Origin of the sequence: Glycomyces salinus (assembly GCF_016428645.1) — a bacterium.
Classification (GTDB): domain Bacteria; phylum Actinomycetota; class Actinomycetes; order Mycobacteriales; family Micromonosporaceae; genus Glycomyces; species Glycomyces salinus.
On the sequence record NZ_JAELXW010000012.1, the window covers coordinates 31244 to 57261 of the forward strand.

The window sequence follows — 26018 nt, forward strand, 5'->3', positions numbered from 1 at the left end:
CGGACGTGCGGTCGGCGTGCCGGGGTCGTCCATGCTGAGGGAGACCAAGGAAATCTCAGCAAGGGAGTAGTCGATGAGAAAACGGCTCCTCGTCGTGTTCGCCGCGACGGTCATGTTGTTCGCATTCTCCGGGCCGCTGTACGCTGCGGCCGAGCCAGGAGACCCCACCGACGGGGACGTCGGCGCTCTAATCCTGCCTTGCGACGACGACTCGTACCCTTCCGCAGAGGACACAGGCGGATACGACTCCTGGGCCAGGTGTTGGAACTCGGAAGGGCAGTCCTTCAGCGCGACCTTCCAAGCCTACGGCGAGTGGCTCGTGATCTGTGACTACTACCCGAACGGCGCTCGAACCCAAGTGGACCTGCACGTCTACGGCTACCCGAAGAGGACACTCGAGAGCAGGGGCACCAGCACCTGCCTCGGGCACAACCTGGCCTACCCGGAAGGGTTGTCGGTGAAACTCTATGTGTGCGACTCGAAGGATCCTTATGCAGTCTGTCACTGGGGTGACGGCGGGCGCACCTGATCTCGGAACCTCAGAAGCCCGAGCGAAAGAGCGCCCGTTCCCGTGTCGGTCCACGCCGCACGGGAGGGGGCGCTCTCGCGCCCGGCCTGCCGCATCAGCTCAGTCAGACCCCCGGCCCGGCGCCACCTCCCATGATCGAGGACAAACCGGGAGAACCCAGGCCGCCACTCGAGATTGAAACGAGCACGTCAGTAGGGGCGGTTCCGCCGGCTGGTGCGGAGGGTGTCGGTTGGGGCGGGAATGTCTTATCGGGACTGAAATTTGTCGGTCTGACCTCTTGTCATGATGGCATATCGGAAATAGTCTATTGATGGCAGTAAATACAATCTGCTGTCGCGGGCGCTCTCGTCGGGCGCGCCGCCTCGGACCTCCTGGTGCCAGTGCCCTCGTGCCATGTGCAAGCTCCCTCGAATGACGAGAGGCAGGCGGCCATGTCCGCACACCACAGAATGCACTCGACCAGACGGCGACGCGAACGGGCCCGAGCGCAGTTCTCGCGGCGGGTGTTCCTCGGGGGCGTCGGCGTCGGGGCGGCCGGAGTCCTCGGGCTCGGGGCCTCCCGGCTGGCCGAGGCCCAGCACGGACCCGGTCCGCTCCAGGCACGGGCCGACCGCTTCACTCGGATGTTCCCCGATCTCGGCCCCTACGTCCAGGCGAGCGACGAGTCGCGAGCGGTGATGATGTCCATCGGGCGGCCCGGCGGCATCCTCGACGCCGCCGACGACCTCGCGGCGGCACCGCTCCGAGGTCAGAGACTCGGGAGGACTCGCTCGAAGAACTCGTTGTCGCCGGAGAAGATCGGCTCCAGTTCGAAGTACTCGGCCAACGTGACCCAGCGGGCCTCGCTGACCTCGTGGAGGTCGGGCTCCGGCTCGCCGGTCTCGGATTCGGCGGTCCACCAGTGCAGCACGTACCGGCCGTCGTCGGTGACCGACTCCCAGACCTTGCGTCCCGCCCGGGCCTCCAGGCCGACCTCTTCGCGGATCTCCCGCACCAGCGCCTCGGCCTGCGTCTCACCGGGTTCCACAGTGCCCGACAGCGGTCCCCAGTAGCCCTGCCTGCGGGATTCGGGGCCGCGCTTGATGATCAGGATCTTCTCGCCGCGCCGGATGACCGCGACGACGGCTTGCAGTTCGCTCACCGGTCGAGCCTATCGGCCCTCCAGGTGCGCATCGGCTCGCCCAGGTCGATGGACGCGAACAGGTCGGTCCAGTGCTCCGGGGTGTAGCCCAGCCCCAGGTCCGTGTGGTGCAGTTCGACCTCGACCAGGCGGCGGGACGGGATCTCGACCGCCGGGATCTGGACTCCCGTGGGGGTCTCGATCAGCGTCTCCCAGTCCTCGTTGGCCGCGATCTCACCGGTGAGGACCGAGGCCGACTCGGCGATGTCGGCCACGAGCTCGCGGCCGGTCCGGCCGGCTCCGGCCTCGATCTCGGCCTCGCGCACCTCGACGCTCGGATAGCCGGGGACGCCCCGGCCGGTGCGGAGCCATATGAGCATGTTGGACAGCGCGTCGCCGGAGCGCGCGACGTGCGTGGCCACGTGACCGCGGGTCCAGCCCTCCAGCAGCGAGGGCTCGTGGACCTGCTCGTCGCTCAGGGAGTCGACCGTCGCGATCAGGCGGTCGGTCGCCTCGTCGATGCATTCCATGATTCGGGCGCGTTCGGTATCCACTCCCGAATCGTAGTCCCCGTTCGGGCTCACCAGCCCCGGCGCTCGTCCCTCCACGACCGCATCGGCTCGGGCAGGTCCAGCGCGGCGAACTCCGGCATCCAGTCGGCGGCGCCGTAGCCCACGCCCAGGTCGGTGTGGTGCAGTTCGATCTCGGTCAGCCGCCGGGGCAGCAGCAGCTCGGCGCGGAAGAGCGGGCCGTCCAAGACCCGGACCTCGGTGCGCCAGGCGGCGTCGGTGAGCATCTCGGCGTCGGCGGCGAACGCCTCGGCGCTCTCGGCCACGTCGTCGCGCAGGTCGTCGACCGAGCGGCCGGCCCCGGCCTCGATCTCGGCGTCGCGGACGTCGGCGCGCACGTAGGCGGGGGTCTCGATGCGGTCACGAGCCCAGGAGAGCAGGTTCCGCATGGCGTCGGCGTTCCGCGCGACGTGGGTCAGGACGTGCCCGCGGCTCCAGCCCGGCAGCAGTGAGGGTTCGCGTGCCTCGGCGTCGGTCAGCCGCGCGGTGGCGGTGATCAGCCGTCCCGTGGCGACGCGGAGCACCCGCAGCAGCTCGGCTCGTTGAGTGGTCATGGCCGCATCCTAGCCATCTTCCAGCCGCACAGGAAGGTCCGGCGCCAGGCGGCCGCTCGCCGCTAGCGCAGCAGGAGGTCCAGGCGGTCGGGGTCGAGGGCGTGTTCGATGACCATGACGCCGGCCCCGACCGCGCCGCCGGTCTCCCCGGTGCGGGCTGCGGCGATGCGCAGATGCCTGGTGGCCAAGGGGAGCGATCGCTGATAGATGACCTCTCGGACGCCCGCCAGGAGGTGGTCCCCGGCCAGGGCCAGGGAGCCGCCGATCACGATGACCGACGGGTTGAAGAAGTTGACCGCCCCGGCCAGGACCTCGCCGATGTCGCGGCCGGCCTGGCGGATGAGCCTGAGGGCCGGAACCGAGCCCGAGCGCGCCAGTTCGACCACGTCGAGCGAGCCGTGCGCCTCGATGCCCCGCTCGCTCAGCCGCGCCGCGATGGCCGCGCCGGAGGCCACGGCCTCCAGGCAGCCGGTGTTGCCGCAGCGGCACAGCGCCTCCTCGGAACCGGCGACCTTGATGTGCCCCATGTCCCCGGCCGCGCCCTGGGCGCCCCGGTAGACGCGCCCGGAGGCGATGATGCCGCAGCCGATGCCGGTGGCGGCCTTGATGAACAGCAGGTGCTCTGCCTCGGACCAGGAGGTGAAGTGCTCGCCGAGGGCCATGATGTTGACGTCGTTGTCGACCAGGACCGGCACCGGCCACCGCTCGCGCACGTACGCGGGCACGTCGAAGCCGTCCCAACCGGGCATGATCGGCGGGTTCACGGCCTTCCCGGTGGAGTGCTCGACCGGCCCGGGCAGGCCGATACCGACCCCGAGCAGGTCCGACGCGGGCCGCTCGACCTCGTCGAGCAGCTTGTGGCCGTGGTCGACCACCCAGTCCAGGACCGCCTCCGGGCCCAGGGCGATGTCGAGGTCGGCGTTGGTCTGGGCCAGCACGGTCCCGGCCAGGTCGGTGATCGCCAACCGGGCGTGGGTCGCGCCCAGGTCGGCGCCGAGGGCGATGCGCGCGTGCGGGTTGAACGCGAACGTCGCCGGGGGCCTGCCGCCGGTCGAGGCCGTCTCGCCGGATGGGGCGATGAGCCCGGCCGCCAGGAGCGCGTCGACCCGACCGGCCACGGTCGAGCGGGCCAGGCCGGTGAGGGCGGCGAGCTCCGACCGGGTACGGGGCGTGCCGTCGCGCAGCAGCTGGAGCAGCGGGCCGGCCCCGGTCGGAGCCGCCGGTCGGTGCGTTGCGGCCGTATCTTCCGTCATTCTGCTAGTGAATCACACCTTCTGCGACGTCGAGATGACGTAACTATTTCATAACGACGCACAACTTTTGCTTGCTCGATGTCATAAGTCCGCCCTAGGCTCACCGTATGGCTCCAGTCACAATCAGCAGGCCGACGACGTACCGCGCCGCCATCATCGGCACCGGCTTCATGGGAAGGGTCCACGCCCGCGCCATCGCCGCCGCCGGAGGGCAGGTCGCCGGGATCTCCGGATCCAGCCCCGAGCGCGCCCGCGCCGCCGCCGCCTCGCTCCGGGCCGACGCGGTCTTCGACGACGTCGCCGAGCTGATCGAGGCCGCCGACGTCGTCCACGTGTGCACCCCCAACCACCTCCACGCGCCCCTGGCGCTGGCCGCGATCGAAGCCGGAAAGCACGTGGTGTGCGAGAAGCCGCTGGCGGTCGACGCCGCCTCGGCCCAGACCATGACCGAGGCCGCCGCCGCGGCCGGAGTGGTCGCCGCCGTCCCCTTCGTCTACCGCTTCCACCCGATGGTCCGCGAGGCCCGCGCCCGCGTCGCCGCCGGCCGGATCGGCCGCCTCACCCTCGCCCACGGCTCCTACCTCCAGGACTGGCTGCTGCGGCCCGACGACGACAACTGGCGGGTCGACGCCGACAAGGGCGGGGCCCTGCGGGCCTTCGGCGACATCGGATCCCACTGGTGCGACCTGCTCGAATTCGTCACCGGCGACCGCATCAGCGCCGTCTCGGCCCAACTGGCCACCGCCAACGAGCGCCGCGGCGGCCGCGCCGTGTCCACCGAGGACATCGTGATCCTCCAGTTCGCCACCGCCGGAGGCATGGTGGGCTCCACCGTCGTCAGCCAGGTCTCCGCCGGACGCAAGAACCGCCTCTACCTCGAAGTCTCCGGCACCGAGAACACCGTCGCCTTCGACCAGGAGCAGCCCGAGACCCTGTGGGTCGGCGGCCGAGGCGCCAACGCCGTGGTCATGCGCGACCCCGACCACCTCAGCCCCGACGCGGCCCGCCTCGCCCATGTCCCGGCCGGGCACCCCCAGGGCTACCGGGAATGCTTCGACGACTTCGTCGCCGACGTCGGCGAGGCCGTCGCCGGACGCGCCCCCGACGGGCTACCGGTCTTCGCCGACGGACTGCGCGCCGCCCGCATCGCCGAGGCCGTCGCCGCCTCGGCCCGGAACCGCCAGTGGGTGGAGGTGGCCCAGTGACCGAATCGACGGTGCTGACCATGCGCGGCATCGACAAATCGTTCCTCGGCGTCCGGGTCCTGCGCTCGGTCGACCTCGACGTGCGCCCCGGCGAGGTCCACGCCCTGGTGGGGGAGAACGGCGCCGGCAAGTCCACGCTGATGAAGATCCTCGCCGGCGTACACACTGCCGACGCCGGCACCATCACCCTGGGCGGCCGCGCCGTCTCCTTCACCCACCCCCTCCAGGCCCAGCACGCCGGAGTCGCCACCGTCTTCCAGGAGTTCAACCTCCTGCCCGACCTCAGCGTCGCCGAGAACATCTTCCTGGGCCGCGAACCCAGACGCCGCGGCATGATCGACCGCCGCGCCATGACGAAGCGCACCGCGGACCTCCTGTCCGACCTCGGCGTCGACGACCTCGCCCCCGGCGCCAAGGTCGGATCCCTGTCCGTGGCGCACCAGCAGATCGCCGAGATCGCCAAGGCCATGAGCCAGGGCGCCGACCTGGTGTGCATGGACGAGCCGACCGCCGCGCTCGCCGACGCCGAAGTCGAACTGCTCTACCGGCTCGTCGAGCGCCTCCGCGAACGCGGCGTGGCCGTCCTCTACGTCTCCCACCGCCTCCGCGAGATCTTCGACCTGTGCGACCGCATCACCGTCCTCAAGGACGGCGAACTGGTCGACAGCGTCGCCGCCGCCGACATCACCCCCGACGACCTGGTCACCCTCATGGTCGGACGCCGCATCGAGGCCGCCTTCCCCGAACCGCTACCCGACACCGACCACGGCGACGTCCGCCTGGAGATCAGCGGCGGCGGCAACGCCTGGCTCGACGGCATCGACCTCACCGTCCGCGCCGGAGAGATCGTCGGCCTGGCCGGACTCCAGGGCTCGGGCCGCACCGAGATCGCCGAAGCGGTCTTCGGCATCGCGCCCTTCACCCGCGGGACGGTCGCCGTCGACGGCCGACCGGTCAAGCTCACCGGACCCCGCAAGGCCATCGCCGCCGGGATCGCCATGGTCACCGAGGACCGCAAGGCCCACGGCCTGGCCCTGCGCCAATCGGTGCGCGCCAACGCCCGCATGGTCCTGGACGCCAACCGCCGCGCCCACTCCCGGGCCCGCGTCGAGAGGATCCCCAGCATCCTCTCCAGCCTCGACCTGGTCGCGCGCGGACCCGACCAGGAGGTCAGATACCTCTCCGGCGGCAACCAGCAGAAGGTCGTCGTCGCCAAATGGCTCGCCACCGAACCGGGCGTGATCGTCCTCGACGAACCCACCCGCGGCATCGACGTCGGCGCCAAGCACCGGCTCTACACCGCCATCCGCGCCCTCGCCGCCGAAGGACTGGCCGTCCTGCTCATCGCCTCCGAACTGATCGAGGTCATCGGCCTGGCCGACCGCATCGCGGTCCTCCACGACGGCCGCATCGCCGGAGAACTCCCCGCCGGCGCCACCGAGAAGCAGGTCATGGCCTACGCGACCGGACGGAGCCCCCGATGAGCGTCCGCCGCCTCGACACCACCGCCCTGATCTACCTCGCCCTGCTCGGCGTCGTCGCCGTCGGGGGCATCGCCGTCGCCGCCGACGGCGGCAACCTGTTCAGCCCGGCCAACCTCGGCGACATGTTCACCCGCACCAGCCTCACCGGCTTCCTCGCCATCGGCATGACCCTGGTGATCCTGTGCCGCTCCCTGGACCTGTCGGTCGGCTACACCGCCGCCCTGTCCAGCCTCGTCGCGGCCACCACCATGGACGGACAGGTCGCGAACATCCCCCTCGGCATCGCCGCGGTCCTCCTCGTTTCCGGGCTCGTCGGCGCCGCCAACGGCGCCATTGTCGCCTACCTGGGAGTCAACCCGTTCATCACGACCCTCGGGGTCGGCCTGATCATCAAGGGCTACCTCGACACCCAGTACCGCGGCCCCGCCGGAGACGTCCCGCGCGACTTCCAGCGCTTCGGCTACGACGGCATCGCCCACATCCCCGTCTCCACCCTCGTCATGCTCGCCGTCGCCGCCGCCGGGATCTGGTTCCTGCGCTCGACCCGCACCGGCCACCACATGTACGCCGTCGGCGGCAACATCGACGTCGCCCGCATGTCCGGCATCCGGACCGACCGCACCCTCATGACCGCCCACATCCTGTGCGGCATGTGCGCCGGGCTCGCCGGGCTCCTCCTGGCCTCCCGCTTCGGCACCGGCTCGGCCGAGGTCTACACCAACCTGTACGAACTGGACGCCATCGCCGCGGTCGTCCTCGGCGGCACCCTCCTGCTCGGCGGGCGGGGCGGCGTCGCCGGGACCGTCGCCGGAGTCGCCATCCTGGCCGTCCTCGACACCGTGTTCAACGTCCTCCAAGTCGACCCGTTCGCCAAGGACGTCCTGCGCGGCGCGATCATCATCGCCGCCGTCGCCATCTACGCCCGCCGCCAGATCGACCGCAGCGCCCGCCGGCCCCGCTTCACCGCGGCCGACGCCGCACCGACCCCCGGGAGGCCCGCATGAGCCGACTGCGCAGCGCCGCCGCCGCGCTCGCCGGAGGCGGCACCGGCACCGTCTTCGCGCTCCTGATCGCGATCTTCGCGGTCGTGGCCGCGGTCAACCCGGGATTCTTCGAGGCCCCCTCCCTGATGGCCTTCCTCAAGCAGGCCGCGCCCCTGGTGATCCTCGCGGCCGGCCAGTACTTCGTGATCGTCTCGGGCAACTTCGACCTCTCGGTCGGGGCCCTGGTCGGCGCCCAGGTCGTCATCGCCGCGCGCCTGATCGACGGCGAGGAGTCCCGCACCCTCCCCGTCATCGGGCTCATGCTCCTGTTCGGCGCGGCCGTCGGCCTGGCCAACGGCCTGATCACCACCGCCCTGAAGGTCCAGTCCTTCATCACCACCCTCGGCATGCTGCTGGTCCTGTACGGAGCGATCCGACTGTGGACCGGCGGCGCGCCCACCGGCAGCCTCTCGGAGTCCTTCCGCGAGGCCGGCCGCATGGGCATCGAGAACGTCCCCCTGCTCGGCCAGATCCCGTGGGCGCTGCTGATCATGCTCGCCCTCGGCGCCGGAGCCGTCCAGCTCATGCGCACCCGCTTCGGACGAGTCCTCATCGCCACCGGCGACAACGAACTCGCCACCGCCCGTTCCGGCGGGCGCGTCGACACCGTCCGCACCACCGCCTTCGTCCTCTCCGGACTCTCGGCCACCGTCGCCGGCATCCTCATCGGCGGCTTCGCCGGCGTCAGCGCCCAGGTCGGCGAGGGCATGGAGTTCACCGTCATCACCGCCGTCGTCCTCGGCGGCGTCGTGCTCGGCGGCGGCCAGGGCTCGGTCGTCGCCGCCATGGGCGGGGCCCTCACCCTGGAAGCCCTGTTCACCCTGTTCAACCAGCTCGCGCTCCCGGCTTCGCTGCGTCCCAGCGTCCAGGGCGCCATCATCATCGCCGCCGTCGCCTACGCCGCCAGGCAGCGCCGACTCACGTCCCGCAAGCCTCAACGCGAGGCCCGGCCACTAACCGCAACTCCCTCATAAGAAGAAGGTCCGACCATGCACAGAACCCGCCAAGCCCTCGCCGCAGCGGCCGCCATCGGCCTGCTCGCCGCGACCGCCTGCACCAGCGAGACACCGGACGAACCGGCACCGGAAGACGACCAGTCCACCGCCGAAAGCGGCGACGAATGGTTCGACCAGGCCGAATACGATCGCCAACTGGAGCAGCGCGGCATCGAGCCCGAAGGGGACCCCGCCGCGCCCTGGCTCCAGGCCATCGAACCCGAATGGGTCGACACTGCCGAGTACGCCCAGGAGGGCGGCGACCACACGGTCTGCTTCTCCAACGCCTCGGTCTCCAACCCCTGGCGCGTCACCGGCTGGATCACCATGCAGCAGCAGGTCGAGGTCCTCCAGGACGAGGGCCGGATCGGCGAGTTCCGGCACTCCGACGCCGCCGACGACGACGATCAGCAGATCTCCGACATCCAGGCGTTCGTCGACTCCGGCGACTGCGACGCGATCATCATCTCCCCGTCCACGACCGCCACGCTCACGCCCGCGGTCGAGACCGCCTGCGCCTCGGGCGTCCCGGTCGTCGTCTTCGACCGCGGCGTCAACACCGACTGCGCGGTCACCTTCATCCACCCGATCGGCGGCTACGCCTTCGGCGCCGACGCCGCCGAGTTCCTGGTCGACGAGCTCGAACCCGGCTCGACGGTGCTGGCGCTGCGCATCCTGCCCGGCGTCGACGTCCTCGAACACCGCTGGGCCGCCGCCCAGGAGGTCTTCGCCGACTCCGACCTGGAGATCCTCGGCAACGAGTTCACCGGCGGCGACGCCGCCGAGATCAAGAACATCGTCACCCAGTACCTCCAGCGCGGCGACGTCGACGGCATCTGGATGGACGCCGGAGACGGGGCCGTGGCCGCCGTCGAGGCGTTCGAGGACGCCGGACAGCCCTACCCGGTCATGTCCGGCGAGGACGAGTTGTCGTTCATGCGCAAGTGGGACGAGACCGGCATGACCGCCATCGCCCCGGTCTACTCCAACTTCCAGTGGCGCACCCCGGTCCTGGCCGCGAGCATGATCCTCTCCGGCGAGGAGGTCCCCGCCGAGTGGGTCCTGCCCCAGGAGCCGATCACCGAGGCCGAACTGGACGACTACCTCGACCGCAACGCCGACATGCCCTCGCTGCACTACGCCAAGTTCGGCGGCGAGGACCTGCCCGGCTTCCCCGACGCCTGGCGGGACCGTTGAGGCGTCAGCTAGGAGTCAACACCTGGGTCTGGGCCTCGCCGCTTGACGACGAGGCCCTGGCCCGGCTCGCCCCGACCATCCGCGACTGGGGCTTCGACGCGATCGAGCTCCCCGTCGAGAACCTCGGGGACTGGAACCCGGGCCGGGCCGCCGACCTGCTCGCCGAGCTCGGCCTGGACGCCACCGTCGTCCTGGTCATGGGCCCTGGCCGCGAACTGGTCGAGGCCGACTCCGCGACCGTGGCCGACACCCAGGACTACCTGCGCGGCGTCGTCGACGCCGCCGCCGCGGTCGGCTCGACCGTCATCGCCGGCCCCGCCTACGCCTCGGTCGGCCGGACCTGGCCGATCGAGGACCGCGCCGCCGCCTACGCCGAACTGCGCGAGCACCTCGCGCCGGTGGGGGAGTACGCCGCCGCCCGCGGGGTCACCGTCGCCGTCGAACCGCTCAACCGCTACGAGACCAGCGTCCTCAACACCGTCGACCAGGCCCTGGAGGCGCTCGACGGCCTCGGCGGCTGCGCGCTGGCCCTGGACGTCTACCACCTCAACATCGAGGAGACCGACATCCCGGCCGCGATCGAGCGCGCGAGCGGCCGCATCGGCCACGTCCAGGTCTGCGCCAACGACCGCGGAACGCCCGGGCGCGACCACCTCGACTGGACCGGCATACTGGGCGCCCTGGACCGGTCCGGGTACACCGGGCCGCTGGTGATCGAATCGTTCACCGCGCACAACGCCACCATCGCCACCGCCGCCTCGATCTGGCGACCACTGGCGCCCACACAGGACGCCCTCGCCGTCGACGGCCTGCACTTCCTGAGGAGCCTGACCGATGCCTAGACCCATCACCCTCTTCACCGGCCAGTGGGCGGACATTCCCTTCGAGGAGCTGTGCCGTCGCGCCTCCGAATGGGGCTACGACGGACTCGAACTCGCCTGCTGGGGCGACCACCTCGACGTCCGCCGCGCCGCCGAGGACGCCGGCTACGCCGCCGGGCGCCGCGCGACGCTCGAAGAGCACGGGCTGGGCCTGTGGGCGATCTCCAACCACCTGGTCGGCCAGGCCGTCTGCGACGACCCGATCGACCAGCGGCACAAGGACATCCTTCCCGGCCACGTCTGGGGCGACGGGGAACCCGAAGGCGTCCGGCGGCGGGCCGCCGAGGAGATGAAGACCACCGCCCGCGCCGCGGCCGCCCTCGGCGTCGACACCGTCATCGGCTTCACCGGCTCGGCCATCTGGAAGTACGTGGCCATGTTCCCGCCGGTCCCGGAGACCACCATCGACGCCGGCTACACCGACTTCGCCGACCGCTGGAACCCGGTCCTCGACGTCTTCGACTCGGTCGGCGTCCGCTTCGCCCACGAGGTCCACCCCTCCGAGATCGCCTACGACTACTGGTCGACCCACCGCGCGCTCGAAGCGGTCGGCCACCGGGACGCGTTCGGCCTCAACTGGGACCCCAGCCACATGGTCTGGCAGGGCATCGACCCGGCCGCGTTCCTCTACGACTTCCGCGACCGCATCTACCACGTCGACTGCAAGGACACCCGCCAGCGCTTCGACGGCCGCAACGGCCGCCTCTCCTCCCACCTGCCGTGGGGCGACGCCCGCCGCGGCTGGGACTTCGTCTCCACCGGCCACGGCGACGTCCCCTGGGAGGACTGCTTCCGCGTCCTCAACGCCATCGGCTACACCGGCCCGATCTCCGTCGAATGGGAGGACGCGGGCATGGACCGCCTGCGGGGCGCGGCCGAGGCGGTCGAATACGTGAGGAACCTGGCCTTCGACAAGCCCGAAGCGTCCTTCGACTCGGCGTTCAGCTCCGACCGGGAGAACTGACCGGCACCGGCCGGCCCGGAGCCCGCTGGTCGACCACCCGGAGGCGCGGCGCGAACCGCGACACGGCCGCCGCCACCTCCGGGGCGAGACGGTGCGACAGCCTGGCGCTGTGCTTCTGGATCCCTCCTGGCAGCCACTCGGGGACGCCGTTGCCGCGAAGGTCCTCGGGGCCCCACCGCTTCGCGTCCGCAGTCCGCTGGAAGGCCCTGGTCCGCTCGGTGTCCCGCACCAGCCCCACCTGCGGCCGCCACCCGGGGAGGAAACCGAACCGCCTGACCCTCCTGCGCCACACCACGACCCGGTCGAGCTCCTCCCACTTCACGTGGGCGTTGCCCTTGCCGTGCAGGCGGACCCCCTCGGCGTCGGCTCGCAGCACCTTGGAGCGCCGGAAGGAGAAGACCACCAGCACCAGCGAGAGACCGAGCGCGGCCGTGCCCGAGTACAAGGGTCTGGTCCAGGCCCACGACTCGTCGTCGTAGCCCATCGTGACCTCGTTCCAGTAGTAGACCGTGCCGGACCCGGCGTCGATCATGGCGAGCGGAGTGACGACGAGTGTCACGACACCCAGCGCCAGCCCGAACCAGCCGGGCCACTGAACGCGGTCTCTGACCGTGATCGCGTCGTCGTCGGGCATGGGTGTTCCTTCCGTGGGGGCCGAGCCCGATTATGCCCGCGCGTCGAGGCTCACGCGGTCTCGGTCACCGGGGCCGCCGAGAGCGCCACGATCGCGTCGACCAGCCGCGTGGCGGTCTCGGCCCAGGTGGTGGCGGTGGTCCGGTCGCGGCCCGCGCCTAGCAGAAGGCGCCCCCGTCAGGACTTGACGTAGTCGGCCAGGTGCTCGCCCGTGAGGGTCGAGCGGTCCGCGACGAGGTCGGCGGGGGTGCCCTCGAAGACGATCCGGCCGCCGTCGTGGCCGGCGCCTGGGCCGAGGTCGATGATCCAGTCGGCGTGCGCCATGACCGCCTGGTGGTGCTCGATGACGATGACGGTCTTGCCGGAGTCCACCAGCCGGTCGAGCAGGCCGAGCAACTGCTCCACGTCGGCCAGGTGCAGGCCGGTGGTCGGCTCGTCCAGCACGTAGACCCCGCCCTTGTCGCCCATGTGGGTTGCCAGCTTGAGCCGCTGCCGCTCCCCGCCGGACAGGGTGGTCAGCGGCTGCCCGAGCTTGAGGTAGCCCAGCCCGACGTCGGCGAGCCGGTCGAGGATCCGGTGCGCGGCGGGCGTGCGGGCCTCGCCGGAGGAACCTCGCCCTTTGCTTCGGCTCGCACGCTCGCCGAAGAATTCCTCGGCCTGGGCCACCGACATCGCCAGGACCTCGCTGATGTCGCGGCCGTCCAGCTTGTACTCCAGGACCGAGGCCTCGAACCGCTTGCCCCCGCAGTCCTCGCACGGTGTGGCCACCGTCTCCATGAAGCCCAGCTCGGTGTAGATGACGCCGTTGCCGTTGCAGGTCGGGCAGGCGCCCTCGGAGTTGGCGCTGAACAGCGCCGGCTTGACCCCGTTGGCCTTGGCGAACGCCTTGCGGATCGGGTCGAGCAGACCGGTGTAGGTCGCCGGATTGCTGCGCCGCGAGCCCTTGATCGCGCCCTGGTCGATCGTCACCACGCCCTCCCGGCCGGACACCGAGCCCTCTATCAGGGAGCTCTTGCCCGACCCGGCCACGCCGGTGACCACGGTCAGCACGCCCAGCGGGATGTCGACGTCGACGCCCTGGAGATTGTGGGAGGAGGCCCCGCGCACCTCGAGGGCCCCGGCGTGCTTCCGCACCGACTCCTTCAGAGTGGCCCGGTCGTCCAGGTGCCGGCCGGTGAGGGTGTCGGCCGCCCGCAGCGCCTCGACGCCGCCCTCGAAGACGATCTCGCCGCCGTCGGCGCCGGCGCGCGGGCCGAGGTCGACCACGTGGTCGGCGATCGCGATCACCTCCGGCTTGTGCTCGACGACCAGCACCGTGTTGCCCTTGTCGCGCAACTGCATGAGCAGGTCGTTCATCCGCTGGATGTCGTGCGGGTGGAGGCCGATCGTCGGCTCGTCGAACACGTAGGTGACGTCGGTGAGCGAGGAACCGAGGTGCCGGAGCATCTTGATGCGCTGCGACTCGCCGCCCGAGAGCGTGCCGGAGGGGCGCTCCAGGCTCAGGTAGCCGAGCCCGAGCTCCACGAACGAGTCGAGGTTGTCCCGGAGCCCGGCCAGCAGCGGCGCCACCGACGGCTCGTCGAGTTCGCGGATCCACTCGGCCAGGTCGGTGATCTGCATGGCGCACAGGTCGGCGATGTTCTTGCCCCTGATCTTCGAGGACCGGGCCGACTCGCTGAGCCGGGTTCCGCCGCACGCAGGGCAGGACTTGAAGACCGCGGCCCGCTCGACGAACCTGCGGATGTGCGGCTGGAGCGATTCGACGTCCTTGGACAGCATCGACTTCTGGATCTTGGGGATCAGGCCCTCGTAGGTGATGTTGATGCCCTTGGCCTTGATCTTGCCGGGCTCCCGGTAGAGGAAGTCGTGCAGCTCCTGCTCGGAGTAGTCGCGGATCGGCTTGTCGGGGTCGAGGAAGCCGGACTCGCTGTAGGTCTGCACCATCCAGCCGTCGGCCTTGTACCCGGGGATCGTGATCGCGCCCTCGTTGAGTGACTTGGAGTCGTCGAAGACCTCGGCGAGGTCGATGTCGGAGACCGTGCCGCGGCCCTCGCACTCCGGGCACATCCCGCCGTGGTAGACCGCCTGCTTGACGACCGTCTTCTCGCCGGTGGCCTCGTTGGTCATGACCCCGCTGGCCTTGCGCGCCGGGACGTTGAACGAGAAGGCGGTCGGCGGGCCGACCTGCGGCGTCCCGGTCCTGCTGAACAGCACCCGCAGGATCGCGTTGGTGTCGGTGACCGTGCCGACCGTGGAGCGCGGGTTGGCGCCCATCCGCTCCTGGTCGACGATGATCGCGGTGGTCAGGCCGCTGAGCACGTCGACCTCCGGCCGGCCCAGCGAGGGCATGAAGCCCTGGAGGAAGGCCGGGTAGGTCTCGTTGATCAGCCGCTGCGACTCCGAGGCGATCGTGTCGAACACCAGCGAGCTCTTGCCCGAACCAGAGACGCCGGTGAACACCGTCAAGCGCCGCTTGGGCAGCTCCACGCTGACGTCCTTGAGGTTGTTCTCCCGCGCGCCGCGGACGCTGATCAGGTCGTGGCTGTCGGCGGCGTGGGGTGCGCTGTCCGCCTGCTTGGCCTTGCTCAATCTTCTCTCCATCCGTAGGGCGGGGCCGCCCGCGCGGCCCCGCCGGGGTTTCCTGGCCTGGTTGGTTCGGTTTCGAGCATCCGCTCCGGGTCCGACGTTTTCGGCTAGCCGCGCTCCTGGATTCGGACCGTGTTGCCGGCCGGGTCGCGGAAGGCGCAGTCGCGCGAGCCCCACGGCTGGTCGGTCGGCTCCTGCATGACCTCGGCGCCGGAAGCCTGCACGCGCTCGAAGACGTCGTCGAGGTCGCCGGTGGCGAGCATGATGCTCTGATAGGTGCCCTTGGCCATCATCTCGGCGATGGTCTTGCGCTCCTCATCGGTGATGCCGGGCTCGGCCCCCGGCGGGTGCAGGACGAGGTTGACCTCGGGCTGACCGGCGGGGCCGACGGTGTTCCAGTGCATCCCGCCGTACTCGACCTGCTTGCGGACCTCGAAGCCGAGGGTGTCGCGGTAGAAGGCCAGGGAGGCCTCCGGGTCGTCGTGCGGCAGGAACGTGGTGTGAATCGTGATGTCCATGGCAGCAACTCTAGGCAGCGCCGGGGACCTGCGCTTCTCGATTCCTGATCGGTCTGGTGACCCGTTTGACGACGCACGGCGGCATGCCCTCCATCGGGTCGGTCTCCCGCTCCTTGTAGGCGCTGGGGGACATGCCGACCAGCTCGGTGAAGCGGGTGCTGAAGGTGCCCAGCGAGGAGCATCCGACCTCGAAGCAGACCTCGGTGACCGACTTGCCGCCGCGCCGCAGCAGCGCCATGGCGCGCTCGATGCGGCGCGTCATGAGATAGGAGTACGGCGATTCGCCGTAGGCGGCCCGGAACTGCCTGCTGAGGTGCCCGGCCGACATGTTGACTCCGCGCGCCAGCGCAGCGACGTTGAGCGGCCGCGCGTACTCCCGGTCCATCCGATCCCGCACCCGCCGCAGCAACGCGAGATCCCGAAGCCGCTGGTCATCGACCGATCTGCTGCCCACACGCACGATGATGCCACAACCGGCCGACGACCGTCCGCCCCTCGGAGCCCTCCGTTCAGTCCCGGCGGAGTGAGGGGGCCGCGAGCAGGCCCAGGCAGGCCAGGCGGCGCTGAGCACGCAGGTGCCGATCCACTCGTAGTCGGACCAGACGGGCGACACGGCGGCCCCGCCGGCCGCGCCGCCCGCGAAGAACAGGGTCATGAATACCGCGTTGAGGCGGCTGCGCGCCTCCGGACGCAGTTCGTAGCAGGTGCTCTGGGAGGCGTTGAGCATGGAGGTGTGCCCGACGTTGATCAGGACGATCCCGGCGATGAGCCAGGCGATCCGGCCGTCGTGGGCCGGGATCATCACCAGCCAGGCGATGATCGACAGCATCAGGCCGGCGGTCATGACGGCCTTGGCGTGGCCCCGGTCGACGATGCGCCCGGCGGTCGGCATCGACAGCGGGCCGATGAAAGCCGATCAGTCCGATCAGGCCGATGGCCGCAGCAGTCCTATCGGCCGGCGATCCGCTCGAGCAGCCTCGGACGGTCGAGGTCGGTTCGCGGTCGCCACTCGGCGGCATGCACCTCATCCGCACTGGGGTCGAGTTCCGTCCGGCTTGCCCGGAAAAGGTACTGGACATCGAAATGCCGATGCGGGCCTTCGCCCTTGTCCGGGTTCTCCGGGATCGAATGGGCGTCTACCAGGATCGGGTCCCGGTCGAGGATCTCGAGACCCATCGGATCGACCCCAGTCTCCTCGTTGGCCTCCCGGAGCGCGGCTCCCACGAGGGATTCGTCCGTCGCTTCGAGGTGGCCCCCGGGCTGCAGCCACCGTTTGTGAAACCGGTGGTGGACCAGGAGGAGGCGTCCCCGTCCGTCGAGGATGATCGCGGACGCTGTGAAGTGGCCGGACATGGCCTGCCGCGTGAGGCACCGCGGATACTCGTGAATGAGCAGCTCATCGATCAACGACCGGTCAGCGGGCCATCGTTCCCGATAAGAGGTGAGAACGCTACGCAGATGGGCGTGGCTAATCGGCATGGCCTCATCCTGCCACGGGCATTCGAAGCCTCGCGCGGTGCCGCACAAGGGCACGGGAGATCTGTGCGACGGGGAGGCAGGCGCGGTGTTGCGGCCGAACGGGATCCGGTCCGTCGGTCGCTGTCGGATCGGCGACAGTGCGGCGGGAGTCGGCTCCGCTCAGAGCCGGAAATGCGCATATCGAACGGGCAATACGATTGGAACTCCTGTATCGCGTGTCCCAAGTGCCTCATTCGCGATAGCCCGGAACCGCCCCTGCTTGATCACTTTTCCCCGGCGAAATTCAAGGCCACTGTGATGTGTTGCGACTCTTCAGATCAGGGAGTCCCAACACGCTCGAACTGCGGCTGTGCCGAGTGATCGAGCATCTCGTTATAAGCTATAGAGATGAGTACCTTCAAAGCCAAGTATGCGAATGAAATCGATGGTTCGACCGAGTTGGTGCAAGCGGCAATTGATCATGCTTTCCGAGAACTGGAAGGCGACACCACCGGGCATGACCTACACCATGTGATGCGGGTCTTCCGGATGGCGCAGCGATTGGCGAGGGCCGAGGGCGCCGACCTCGAGACCGTCGAGCTCATCGCGGCACTGCACGACGTCAGCGACTTCAAGTTCACCGGCGATGACATGTCCGGTGCCCGTGAGGCCAAGCGTTGGCTCCTCGAGCAGGGCGTGGACGAGGATATGGCCGGACTCGTCTCCGGGAATGTCGCGGGGATCTCATTCAAGGGCGCGGACACCGTCACGATGCCGCTGACATTGGAGGGTGAGTGCGTGCAGGACGCGGACCGACTCGACGCCCTCGGCGCCATCGGTATAGCCCGGTGCTTCACATACGGCGGCAGTAAGGGCCGCGACCTGCATGACCCTTTGATACCGGTCCAGCATCACTCGACGACCAAACAGTATCTCGATCATCGAGGGACGAGCATCAACCATTTCTATGAAAAGCTGCTCCTGCTGAAAGATCGACTCAATACGAAATCGGCTCGAGAAATTGCGGAGCAGCGGCACGCATTCATGGAGGCGTATCTCGAGCAGTTCTATGCCGAATGGGATTCTCGCGCCTGAGCGTTCCGTTTGGTCGCGCTAGTGAGGAGGTGCGATGTCGGAGACGGTCTTCGATACCGCTTCCAGATTACTCTCGGTGGAGTCGTTCCGAGAACTCTGCCTGTCGGTGCTGGAACGCTGCCTCCTCGGCGAAGGACGATTCGAGGCCGGACGATTCGGCCGGGATCAGCACTCCTCGGCGTCGGCCGGGGCAGTGCTGAACGGTGTGGCATCGATCCCCTGTGTACCGTATGAAGTCCGCCGGCGCACACAGAAGCTCGGATACTCGCTCATCGGCCCCGACGGGCGCTTGAAAGGACATGATGAGCAGCCCGACGACGGCACGACCAGCTGGTCTCTCGCGCAGGTTCTCCTAGGGGTGTCGAAAGCGGCCGATTCGAGATTCGTCAGGTCGTCTCGCTATCGCAGAGCGCTGTCGCGCCTGCTCGAATTCCAGGATCGCGGTACCGGAGCCTGGCTCCTCCGCGAAGGAGACGTCGAAGACATCTCCTTCGCTTTCTATCCGGTCCTGCTGTTCGACCGCCTGCTGCGCTCTGACGCCGCGCCCGCCGAGGTGGTGGCAGAGCCCCTGCGGTCGACGGCCCGGCATCTGCTCGATGTCGCGCCGTCGACGGCCCCGACCAATATGGTCCTCGCCGTCTCGGCTCTGGACCGTATCTCCGAACTGGGAGAACTGACCGGTCCGCAGCACACGCAGTATCTGGCGTGCAAGGCACGGTTGCAGTCGTGCCTGGTCGACGACGCGGGCGACCTGCGACTCGAAGACTTGTACCTCCAGAACGAACTCCAGCCGCGCTGGCATTCGGTGACCTGGAGCCCGCTGCTGTACGCATGCTCGAGGGCGTGGGGCGGTGTGCGGTCCGGCCACAATCTCCAGATAGCGGACCGACTGATAGAAACATACGACTCGGCGGAGAACGGCTGGCTCGGTCCCTCCCGGACCGCCGGGACGGCCTGTTCGTGGGCTTCGTCCCTGGGGCTGCTCAATGTCTATCTGCTGGCCCGCGACCTCTCGGCCGCCGACATCAGTGCGAGAGAGTTCCTGAGGTCGGCGGAGTCGGCGCGGACCCGCAGGCGGTTCGACATAGTCATCTCCTTCGGGGGACCGGACCGAATGGTGGCTCAGGAGATTCGCGACCACCTCGTGGCAGCCGGGCTCCGGGTCTTCTTCGACACCGATTTCAGGCATGCTCTGCTCGGAGAGGACCTTGCGGTCACGCTCCAGGACATCTACTTCCGCCGCAGTCGCTATGCGGTGGCGGTCCTGTCGAAGTCGTTCCTGAAGTCGAAGTGGGCGGGAAACTGGGAGTGGAAGGCGGTCCTGGCTCGGATGAACAATCAACAGCAGGGATACCTCCTGCCCTACTTCCTGGAAGATGTGGAGGTCCCGGGTCTGAACCCGACTATCGGATTTCTCTCCTCCGACCACGTCTCACCGCGCGAGTTCGCCGAAGTGGTCATACAGAAGGTGACTGGAATCCGCGGCGGTCGAGTTCGCTAGCGCGCGTCGCGCGATTCCGCCGCCACGAGGTCGGGAGGCGTCGGCGCCGTCAGGCATAGTAGACCGATGTCCGTGCCAGGAAGGAATCCGATGCGTCCCGCAGATCTGGAGGGCGACCCCGATCGCGTCGACTGCGACTTCTGCCGAATCGGCTCCGGCTCGAGCGATACAGAGGAAGTCCTGCGAACCGATGCCGCCGTGGGATTCTTCCCCCGGCACCCGGCGGCGGTCGGCCACACCCTGATAATTCCGCGAGAACACGTCCCCGACATATGGGAACTCGAGAGCGGGCTCGCCGGGGCACTCGCAGAGGCCAGCCTGGCTGTGGCGCATGCGATACGATCCGTCCTGGATCCCGACGGGCTCTCGGTCATCCAGTCGAACGGCGCGGTCGCCTCGCAGACTGTGATGCACCTGCACATTCACTTGGTCCCCAGGTGGGAAGGCGACAGGCTGCCGAGCATTTGGCCCCCGCGGACGGCGATGTCAGAGGAGCGGCTCAGATCGGTCGGTTCGGCTATTCGAAGAAATCTGAAGCTGATGCGGTGAATCGGACCGAGAACCGCCTGCCCCTCGGCTAACCGCACGAGCGACCAGGCCAGCGCTCCGCCTCCGGCGATCGCCAAAGGCGTGTAGAAGCCGACTACTGACCACGACTTGAGCACCGAGGACCAAGTGCAGCAAGCGAGATAGGCGCTTCGATCCATTGAGTACACTTCGAGTCTTCCGTGGCGTGCGTCCTCATACAGGCAGCGGAACAGGCGTTCCTCTCGAAGATAGCGGCAGTCCAGATAGCAGAGGAAGCCGACCGCGGTCAAGCCGAGTATCGAGAATAATGGAATCGATCCCGCAGCCGATACCCCGTAGGCCGCCGTTGAGACCGCTACACCCCACCCCTTCGTCGTCGATGACAGCCCCGACATCCTGGCGATCACCGCCTGGATGAAGTCGAGGTGCTTTCGCTGGTCATCGTCGAGGTGTGGTGGACCGCTCATCAATCGATGATCGCACGCGGTCCTCGCCCTCTGCGCGGACCGACCGGACCGAGCGGTCAAGGGGCGAGTCTTGGGAGGGCGGTGGTGAGTAGGTTACGGACCTTGTCGAGGTTGGCCTCGAAGACCTTGAAGACCGCCTTCTGGGTCACCGGTTCTATGTCGGGGTCGCCCTCCAGGCCCGCGTCGTAGTCGGTGACCAGGGCTATGCCCGCGAAGGGGATGCCCGCCTCCATCGCCAGAGGGGCCTCGGGGGACTGGGTCATGTTCACCACGTGCCAGCCGGCGTCCCGGTGCCACTGGGATTCGGCGCGGCTGGAGAAGCGGGGGCCGTTGATCACCACGACCGTGCCGCCGTCGTGGGCCCTCACGCCGACCTCGCCGGCCGCTTCGAGGAGCACCTCGCGCAGGCCCTGGTCGTACGGGTCGGCGAAGGGGACGTGCGTCGGGCCGTCCGTGAACTCGTCGTAGAAGGTCGAGGCCCGGCCCCAGGTCCGGTCCACGATCTGGTCGCAGACCACGAACTCGCCGGGCCTGATGCCCGGCTGGAGCGACCCGGCCGCGAACGGGGACACCAGCGCCCGCACGCCGAGCATGCGCATGACCTCCACATTGGCCCGGTAGTTGATCCGGTGCGGCGGGAAGCGGTGGTCGGGTCCGTGCCGGGGCAGGAACGCCGCCCTGACCTCGCCGGGGAAGGTCGCGATCGTCACCGGCGCGCTCGGCGCGCCCCAAGGGGTCGCGATCTCCGCGGTCTCGACCGCTTCGGCCAGCGAGTAGAAGCCGGTGCCGCCGAAGACGCCCACATCGGCTCGGGGGAGGTTCGGATTCACAGTCTGCTCCTCATCGTCGTCTCGCGGCCCGGCCGGCCTCGGCGAGCCGGGCGCGCATGTCGCGGACGGCGCGGAGGGTGCCGCCGACCGTCCCGGTCACTTTGGACTTTCCGACCCTGGCCCGGTAGGGCACCGGCGACTCGGTGACCCGCCAGCCGCTCAGGCCCGCGCGCAGCACCATCTCCAGCGGCCAGCCCGAGCGCCGGTCGGTGATCCCCAGGTCCAGCAGCGCCTCCCGCCGGGCCGCCCGCATCGGTCCGATGTCGGTCACCTCGGCCCCGGCCAGGTGCCGCACCCGCCGTGCCAGGTACCGGTTCGCCATCCGGCTGTGCACCGGCAGCGCCCCCGCCTCGGCCCGCCGCGCCCCCAGCACCAGGTCGGCCTCGCCCCGGGCCACCGGGCCGCAGACGAGCGGCAGATCGGCCGGGTCCAGCGAGGCGTCGCAGTCCATGAACGCCACGATCGGCGCGGTCGCCGCGACCAGGCCCGCGAAGCAGGCCGCCCCGAACCCGCGCCTGGGCTCGACCACGACCTCGGCCCCCAGCCTTGCGGCGACCTCGGCAGAGCCGTCGTCGGAGCCGTTGTCGACCACGATCGGCCGGAACTGCTCGGGCATGCGCCCGAGCACCCACGGGATCGCCTCCCGCTCGTTGAGGACCGGCAGCACCACGTCCACCGCCGGGAGCGAGTCCAGCGCCAGGACCGCGCCGGCCGTGCGCGTCCCCGAGGCCGCCTCGGCGATCGCCCGCGCGTCGCCGATGTCGTCCAGGTCGCGCAGCACCGGCAGTTCGGCCACGTCCATGCCCAGCTCGCGGAGCCGTTCGAGCTGCCGGGCCCCGGTGTCGTCGCGGCTCATCGGCACCTCCTTGAACGCCTCCGGGTGCGGATCGGCGAACCCGATCGCCCACCAGCCGCCGTCCTCGGCCATCCCCAGCGCCGCACCGTGCTCGGCGACGACCGCCAGGCACTCGTCCAGCAACTCGGGAGTCACCTGTGGAGTGTCCATCCCGATCTGGAGGCTCGGCCCGCCCGCGTGCGACCACGCCGAGGCCAGCCGCTCGTTGAACGTCTCGCCCTCCTGCGCGATCACCTCGAAACCGGAGGGCAGCCACGGCCCCGGCTCGCCCTCCAGGGCCAGCAGGCGACGGTCGGCTCCGCAGGCGGCCACCGCCTCCAGGGTGTCGGCCAGCGCCGCCTCGGCCACCCGCGCGGCGGCCTCCTCGGTCAGCGGCGGGCAGAGCCTGGTCTTGACCCGGCCCGGGACCGGGGCCTTGGCCATGACGAGGAGACAGGTCGGCTTCATCTGGCCGATGCTACGGAGCCCGCGGCCCGGCAGGCGGCGAAAATTCCTTACGGTTCGCGAAAGTTCGGCACGGCGAGGTGACGGAGGCGGTCCGCATCGGTCAAGGTATTCCCATGAGTTTCGAGGCCGATCCGCGTGTGCTGGTCGTTGACGACGACGCCGCGCTGGCCGATGTAGTGGCCCGCTACCTGCGACGGGAGGGATTCGAGGTCGATTACGCCGCCGACGGCGCCGACGGTCTGCGCCGCGCCTTGAGCACCCGCCCCGACCTGGTGGTCCTGGACCTGATGATGCCGGGCATGGACGGGTTCGAGGTGTGCCGGCGGCTGCGGGAGGCAACCTCCATCCCGGTGGTCATGCTGACCGCCCTCGGCGAGGAGAACGACCGCATCTCCGGGCTCGACCTCGGCGCGGACGACTACGTCACCAAGCCGTTCTCGCCGGGCGAACTGGCCGCCCGGGTCCGCGCGGTCCTGCGCCGCGCCTCCGGCGGCGCCGACCAGGCCCGCAACCTCACCGGCGGCGGCATCGAGATCGACACCCGCGCCCACGAGGCGCGCCGCGGCGGCGACCTGCTGGCCCTGACAGGTAAGGAGTTCGACCTGCTGGTGTGCTTCCTGGCCAACCCGGGCCGGGCGTTCCGGCGCGAGGAGCTGCTGGAGAAGGTGTGGGGCTGGCGCATCGGCGACACCTCGACCGTGACCGTCCACGTCCGCCGCCTGCGAGAGAAGATAGAGGACGACGCCTCGGCGCCGCGCCACCTCAGAACCGTGCGCGGCGTCGGATACCGGTGGGAGCCATGATGCGACGCTACCTGGGCTCGGCCCTGTTCCTGGTCACCGCCATCATGGTGGCCGGCGCGATCGCGATCGCCTTCGACTTCCCGGCCCAGGACGTGATCGTCCTGATCGCCATCGCCTCGGCGGCCTCGGCCGTGGCCAGCGTCATCGGCGGCGTCGTGCTGCGGCTGCTGCGCAGCCGCCCCGCCCGCGTCCAGACCCTCACCGCCGCCCTGTCCTCGGTGCTGGTCGCCGCCACGGGCGTCGTCACCGCGGCCCTGGCCATGTTCATCTCCCTGCACGACCTGGTCGTGCTGTTCATCGTCCTGACCGTCGCCACCGGCGTCGCCCTCGGCGCGGCCTGGCAGCTCGGCGACGACATCGGAACCGGGGCCCGGCAGGTCGGCGACTGGGCCCGCACCATGGTCGGCAACGACGGCCGCATCAGCGCCGAGCGCGCCCCCGCCGCCGTCACCGGCCCCGGCGAGCTGGCCACCCTCGCCGCCGAACTCGCCGACGTCTCCCGCCGCCTGGAGGAGTCGCAGCGGCGCGAGCGGGCCCTGGAGGCCTCCCGGCGCGAACTGATCGCCTGGGTATCCCACGACCTGCGCGCCCCCCTGGCCACGATCCGGGCCATGGCCGAGGCCCTCGACGACGACGTGGTCGACGACGACTCGACCGTCAAGCGCTACCACTCCCAGATCCGCACCGACGCCGAACGGCTGACGGCCCTGGTCGACGACCTGTTCGAGCTCTCCCGTATCAACTCGGGCTCCCTGCGCCTCGGCAGCGAGAAGATCGACCTGTGCGACGCGCTCGCCGACTCCCTGGCCGGGGCCGGGACCGCCGCCGAGTTCAAGGGCGTGCGCATGGTCGAACGGCTCGGCCCCACCCCGCCGGTCGAGGTCTCGGCCCGCGAGTTCTGCCGGGCCGTCGACAACCTCCTGGACAACGCCATCCGCCACACTCCGCCGGGCAGGACGGTCACCGTCGAGGCCGCGAGCGAGCCCGACGCAGCCGTGATCAGGGTCGGCGACCAGTGCGGCGGCATCCCCGAATCCGACCTGCCCCGCGTGTTCGACATCGCCTTCCGCGGCGACGACGCCCGCCAGAGGGACGACCGGGGCGGCGGCCTCGGCCTGGCCATCACCCGCGGCCTCATCGAGGCCCACGCCGGGACGGTCACCGTCGCCAACGGCGAGGGCGGATGCAGCTTCACCGTCCGACTGCCGAGCGGGGGCGGCCGGTGACCGACCGGAGACGGGCCGCCCTGGCGGTCGCCGGATGGGCGGCGCTGCTCGCCGTCGCCTGGCTGCTGGGCCAGTGGAAGGAAGCGATCACCGACACGAGCCTCAAGCTCGGGGCCATGCCGCTGTTCGGCGAGTGGGAATGGCACTTCCACCCGACACTGCTGGTGCCGGTCGCCGTCGGCGCGCTGCTGGTCGCCGTGCTGCCGGCGATCGCGCGGCGCGCCCGGTGGCGCTGGGCGGTCCTGGGCACCGCGGCCGGGCAGGTCGCCCTCAGCCTGGCCCTGGCGGTCGCGCACTCGGCCCCATGGACCTGGATCGACGTCCAGAACCACTACTCGGGGCAGATCGGGGAGGTCTCCGCCGCCGGGGGACCGGCCGCGTTCCTGGACACCTACACCGACATCCAGCGGACCGGCGAGTTCAAGATCCACCTCCAGTCGCACCCGCCGGGCCTGATCCTGTTCTTCTGGGCCGCGAACCGCATCGGCCTGTCCGGGCCGCTGTTCGACAACACCGTCACCATGCTCGCCGCCGCCGCGATGACCACCGCCGCGCTGCTCATCGGCCGCGAGGTCGCCGGGGAGGCTCTCGCCCGCCGCGCCGCGCCGTTCCTGGTCATCGTCCCGGCCGCGTTCTGGCACACCAACGCCGACATCATCTTCGGCGGCGTCACGCTCACCGCCGTCGCCTGCCTGATCCTGGCCACCGGCAGCACCGGCGCCAGGGCCGCCTGGCTGACCGCCGCCGGGGGAGTGCTCGCCGGCGCGGCGATGATGCTGTCCTTCTCCAGCGTCCTGCTGGCGGTCCCGTTCCTGGTCGTGGCCGTGATGCGCCGCCGGTGGGCGGTCATCGCCGGAGGGGGCGCGGTCGCCGCCGCCGTGGTGCTGACACCGCTGCTGTGGGGCTACTGGTGGCTCGACGGCATGTCCGCCACGCGCGAGCGCTACTACGCGGGCGTGGCATCGGTGCGCGGATACTGGTACTTCCTGCTGGGCAACCTGGCGATCCTGGCGCTCGCGCTCGGCCCGGCGATCGCGGCCGCACTGGCGGGCCTGCGAGACCGGGCGATGTGGATCGTCGTCGGCTCGACCCTCGCCGCGGTCGCGATCGCGGACGTCTCGGGGATGTCCTCGTCGGAGGTCGAGCGGATCTGGCAGCCGTTCATGCCCCTGATACTGCTGGCCGGGTGCGCCCTGGTTCGCGCCCGGGCCTGGCTCGCGCTGCAACTGGCCGTCGCCCTGATCCTGACCGTGACGCTGCGGGTGCCGTGGTGAGA

The 26018-nt window shown here is 70.1% G+C and carries 25 protein-coding genes and 3 pseudogenes; 14 read left to right on the forward strand and 14 right to left on the reverse strand.

Annotated features, from left to right (window positions below; genetic code table 11):
• The first annotated feature begins 73 nt into the window (after window positions 1-73).
• Complete coding sequence (locus JFB92_RS05165; protein ID WP_199035552.1) at window positions 74-529, forward strand: hypothetical protein; 456 nt, start codon at window positions 74-76, stop codon at window positions 527-529.
• A 748-nt stretch (window positions 530-1277) separates the two neighbouring features.
• Here JFB92_RS05165 and JFB92_RS05170 read toward each other — a convergent pair.
• From JFB92_RS05170 to JFB92_RS05185, 4 genes are all read right to left on the reverse strand, one after another.
• The gene (locus JFB92_RS05170) at window positions 1278-1670 is read right to left on the reverse strand and encodes an NUDIX domain-containing protein (RefSeq protein ID WP_199035554.1); all 393 of its coding nucleotides are present in this window, start codon (window positions 1668-1670) and stop codon (window positions 1278-1280) included.
• Window positions 1667-2203: a maleylpyruvate isomerase family mycothiol-dependent enzyme gene (locus JFB92_RS05175; RefSeq protein ID WP_199035556.1), complete on the reverse strand. Its 537-nt coding sequence runs from the start codon at window positions 2201-2203 to the stop codon at window positions 1667-1669. The genes JFB92_RS05170 and JFB92_RS05175 overlap by 4 nt, the downstream gene beginning before the upstream one ends.
• A gap of 26 nt (window positions 2204-2229) precedes the next feature.
• A complete protein-coding gene (locus tag JFB92_RS05180; RefSeq protein WP_199035557.1) occupies window positions 2230-2772 on the reverse strand; it encodes a maleylpyruvate isomerase family mycothiol-dependent enzyme in 543 nt (180 codons plus the stop codon).
• 62 nt (window positions 2773-2834) lie between these two features.
• Window positions 2835-4025, reverse strand: coding sequence for an ROK family transcriptional regulator (locus tag JFB92_RS05185; protein ID WP_233162359.1), 1191 nt, complete (start codon window positions 4023-4025; stop codon window positions 2835-2837).
• Window positions 4026-4132: 107 nt separating this feature from the next.
• Between JFB92_RS05185 and JFB92_RS05190 the strand changes: the two genes are divergently transcribed.
• The 7 genes from JFB92_RS05190 to JFB92_RS05220 are packed head-to-tail and all read left to right on the forward strand — an operon-like array spanning window position 4133 to window position 11794.
• Window positions 4133-5230, forward strand: coding sequence for a Gfo/Idh/MocA family protein (locus JFB92_RS05190; RefSeq protein ID WP_199035558.1), 1098 nt, complete (start codon window positions 4133-4135; stop codon window positions 5228-5230).
• A gap of 20 nt (window positions 5231-5250) precedes the next feature.
• Entirely contained in the window at window positions 5251-6714 is a 1464-nt protein-coding gene (locus JFB92_RS05195; protein ID WP_233162387.1) for a sugar ABC transporter ATP-binding protein, read from the forward strand.
• The gene (locus JFB92_RS05200; protein WP_199035560.1) at window positions 6711-7718 is read left to right on the forward strand and encodes an ABC transporter permease; all 1008 of its coding nucleotides are present in this window, start codon (window positions 6711-6713) and stop codon (window positions 7716-7718) included. Before JFB92_RS05195 ends, JFB92_RS05200 begins: the two co-directional genes overlap by 4 nt.
• On the forward strand, window positions 7715-8731 hold the full coding sequence (locus tag JFB92_RS05205; RefSeq protein ID WP_199035561.1) for an ABC transporter permease: 1017 nt from the start codon (window positions 7715-7717) through the stop codon (window positions 8729-8731). Before JFB92_RS05200 ends, JFB92_RS05205 begins: the two co-directional genes overlap by 4 nt.
• Window positions 8732-8746: 15 nt before the next feature.
• A complete protein-coding gene (locus tag JFB92_RS05210; protein ID WP_199035563.1) occupies window positions 8747-9949 on the forward strand; it encodes a substrate-binding domain-containing protein in 1203 nt (400 codons plus the stop codon).
• Window positions 9946-10791: a sugar phosphate isomerase/epimerase family protein gene (locus tag JFB92_RS05215; protein WP_199035565.1), complete on the forward strand. Its 846-nt coding sequence runs from the start codon at window positions 9946-9948 to the stop codon at window positions 10789-10791. Before JFB92_RS05210 ends, JFB92_RS05215 begins: the two co-directional genes overlap by 4 nt.
• Window positions 10784-11794 (forward strand): sugar phosphate isomerase/epimerase family protein, encoded by a 1011-nt coding sequence (locus JFB92_RS05220; protein ID WP_199035567.1) that lies wholly within the window; start codon window positions 10784-10786, stop codon window positions 11792-11794. Before JFB92_RS05215 ends, JFB92_RS05220 begins: the two co-directional genes overlap by 8 nt.
• On the opposite strand, the gene JFB92_RS05225 is transcribed toward JFB92_RS05220, so the two are convergent.
• From JFB92_RS05225 to JFB92_RS05245, 6 genes and pseudogenes are all read right to left on the reverse strand, one after another.
• Window positions 11772-12428, reverse strand: a complete 657-nt coding sequence (locus tag JFB92_RS05225; RefSeq protein ID WP_199035569.1) for a hypothetical protein — start codon at window positions 12426-12428, stop codon at window positions 11772-11774. The genes JFB92_RS05220 and JFB92_RS05225 overlap by 23 nt on opposite strands.
• A gap of 176 nt (window positions 12429-12604) precedes the next feature.
• Window positions 12605-15016 carry an ATP-binding cassette domain-containing protein gene (locus JFB92_RS05230; RefSeq protein ID WP_233162361.1) on the reverse strand — a complete coding sequence of 804 codons (2412 nt, stop codon included), beginning with the start codon at window positions 15014-15016 and terminating at the stop codon, window positions 12605-12607.
• A 104-nt stretch (window positions 15017-15120) separates the two neighbouring features.
• Window positions 15121-15531 (reverse strand): VOC family protein, encoded by a 411-nt coding sequence (locus JFB92_RS05235; RefSeq protein ID WP_199035573.1) that lies wholly within the window; start codon window positions 15529-15531, stop codon window positions 15121-15123.
• Window positions 15532-15541: 10 nt separating this feature from the next.
• Window positions 15542-15985 (reverse strand): helix-turn-helix transcriptional regulator, encoded by a 444-nt coding sequence (locus JFB92_RS26825; RefSeq protein WP_199035617.1) that lies wholly within the window; start codon window positions 15983-15985, stop codon window positions 15542-15544.
• Window positions 15986-16036: 51 nt separating this feature from the next.
• A pseudogene (locus JFB92_RS26830) lies at window positions 16037-16423 on the reverse strand (hypothetical protein); the annotation flags it as partial.
• 56 nt (window positions 16424-16479) lie between these two features.
• Window positions 16480-16938, reverse strand: a complete 459-nt coding sequence (locus tag JFB92_RS05245; protein WP_199035575.1) for an NUDIX hydrolase — start codon at window positions 16936-16938, stop codon at window positions 16480-16482.
• Between the two features lie 459 nt (window positions 16939-17397).
• Here JFB92_RS05245 and JFB92_RS05250 point away from each other — a divergent pair, with 459 nt between their 5' ends.
• The 3 genes and pseudogenes from JFB92_RS05250 to JFB92_RS26835 form a co-directional block, all read left to right on the forward strand.
• Window positions 17398-18084 carry an HD domain-containing protein gene (locus tag JFB92_RS05250; protein WP_199035577.1) on the forward strand — a complete coding sequence of 229 codons (687 nt, stop codon included), beginning with the start codon at window positions 17398-17400 and terminating at the stop codon, window positions 18082-18084.
• A 358-nt stretch (window positions 18085-18442) separates the two neighbouring features.
• Window positions 18443-19585 (forward strand): toll/interleukin-1 receptor domain-containing protein, encoded by a 1143-nt coding sequence (locus JFB92_RS26020; RefSeq protein ID WP_199035585.1) that lies wholly within the window; start codon window positions 18443-18445, stop codon window positions 19583-19585.
• Between the two features lie 90 nt (window positions 19586-19675).
• Window positions 19676-19966: pseudogene (locus JFB92_RS26835) on the forward strand (HIT family protein); the annotation flags it as partial.
• Between the two features lie 41 nt (window positions 19967-20007).
• Here the strand turns inward: JFB92_RS26835 and JFB92_RS25265 are convergent.
• The 4 genes and pseudogenes from JFB92_RS25265 to JFB92_RS26845 form a co-directional block, all read right to left on the reverse strand.
• Window positions 20008-20580, reverse strand: coding sequence for a hypothetical protein (locus JFB92_RS25265; protein WP_233162365.1), 573 nt, complete (start codon window positions 20578-20580; stop codon window positions 20008-20010).
• A gap of 56 nt (window positions 20581-20636) precedes the next feature.
• Complete coding sequence (locus JFB92_RS05265; RefSeq protein WP_199035589.1) at window positions 20637-21410, reverse strand: MTAP family purine nucleoside phosphorylase; 774 nt, start codon at window positions 21408-21410, stop codon at window positions 20637-20639.
• A gap of 10 nt (window positions 21411-21420) precedes the next feature.
• The gene (locus tag JFB92_RS26840) at window positions 21421-22086 is read right to left on the reverse strand and encodes a glycosyltransferase family 2 protein (protein ID WP_372451576.1); all 666 of its coding nucleotides are present in this window, start codon (window positions 22084-22086) and stop codon (window positions 21421-21423) included.
• Between the two features lie 183 nt (window positions 22087-22269).
• A pseudogene (locus JFB92_RS26845) lies at window positions 22270-22713 on the reverse strand (TIGR04282 family arsenosugar biosynthesis glycosyltransferase); the annotation flags it as partial.
• Window positions 22714-22826: 113 nt separating this feature from the next.
• On the opposite strand from JFB92_RS26845, the gene JFB92_RS05275 reads away from it, so the two are divergent.
• The 3 genes from JFB92_RS05275 to JFB92_RS05285 are packed head-to-tail and all read left to right on the forward strand — an operon-like array spanning window position 22827 to window position 26016.
• Window positions 22827-23516, forward strand: a complete 690-nt coding sequence (locus tag JFB92_RS05275) for a response regulator (protein WP_199035591.1) — start codon at window positions 22827-22829, stop codon at window positions 23514-23516.
• A complete protein-coding gene (locus tag JFB92_RS05280) occupies window positions 23516-24742 on the forward strand; it encodes a sensor histidine kinase (RefSeq protein WP_199035593.1) in 1227 nt (408 codons plus the stop codon). The genes JFB92_RS05275 and JFB92_RS05280 overlap by 1 nt, the downstream gene beginning before the upstream one ends.
• The gene (locus JFB92_RS05285; RefSeq protein ID WP_199035595.1) at window positions 24739-26016 is read left to right on the forward strand and encodes a hypothetical protein; all 1278 of its coding nucleotides are present in this window, start codon (window positions 24739-24741) and stop codon (window positions 26014-26016) included. Before JFB92_RS05280 ends, JFB92_RS05285 begins: the two co-directional genes overlap by 4 nt.
• Window positions 26017-26018 lie beyond the last annotated feature (2 nt).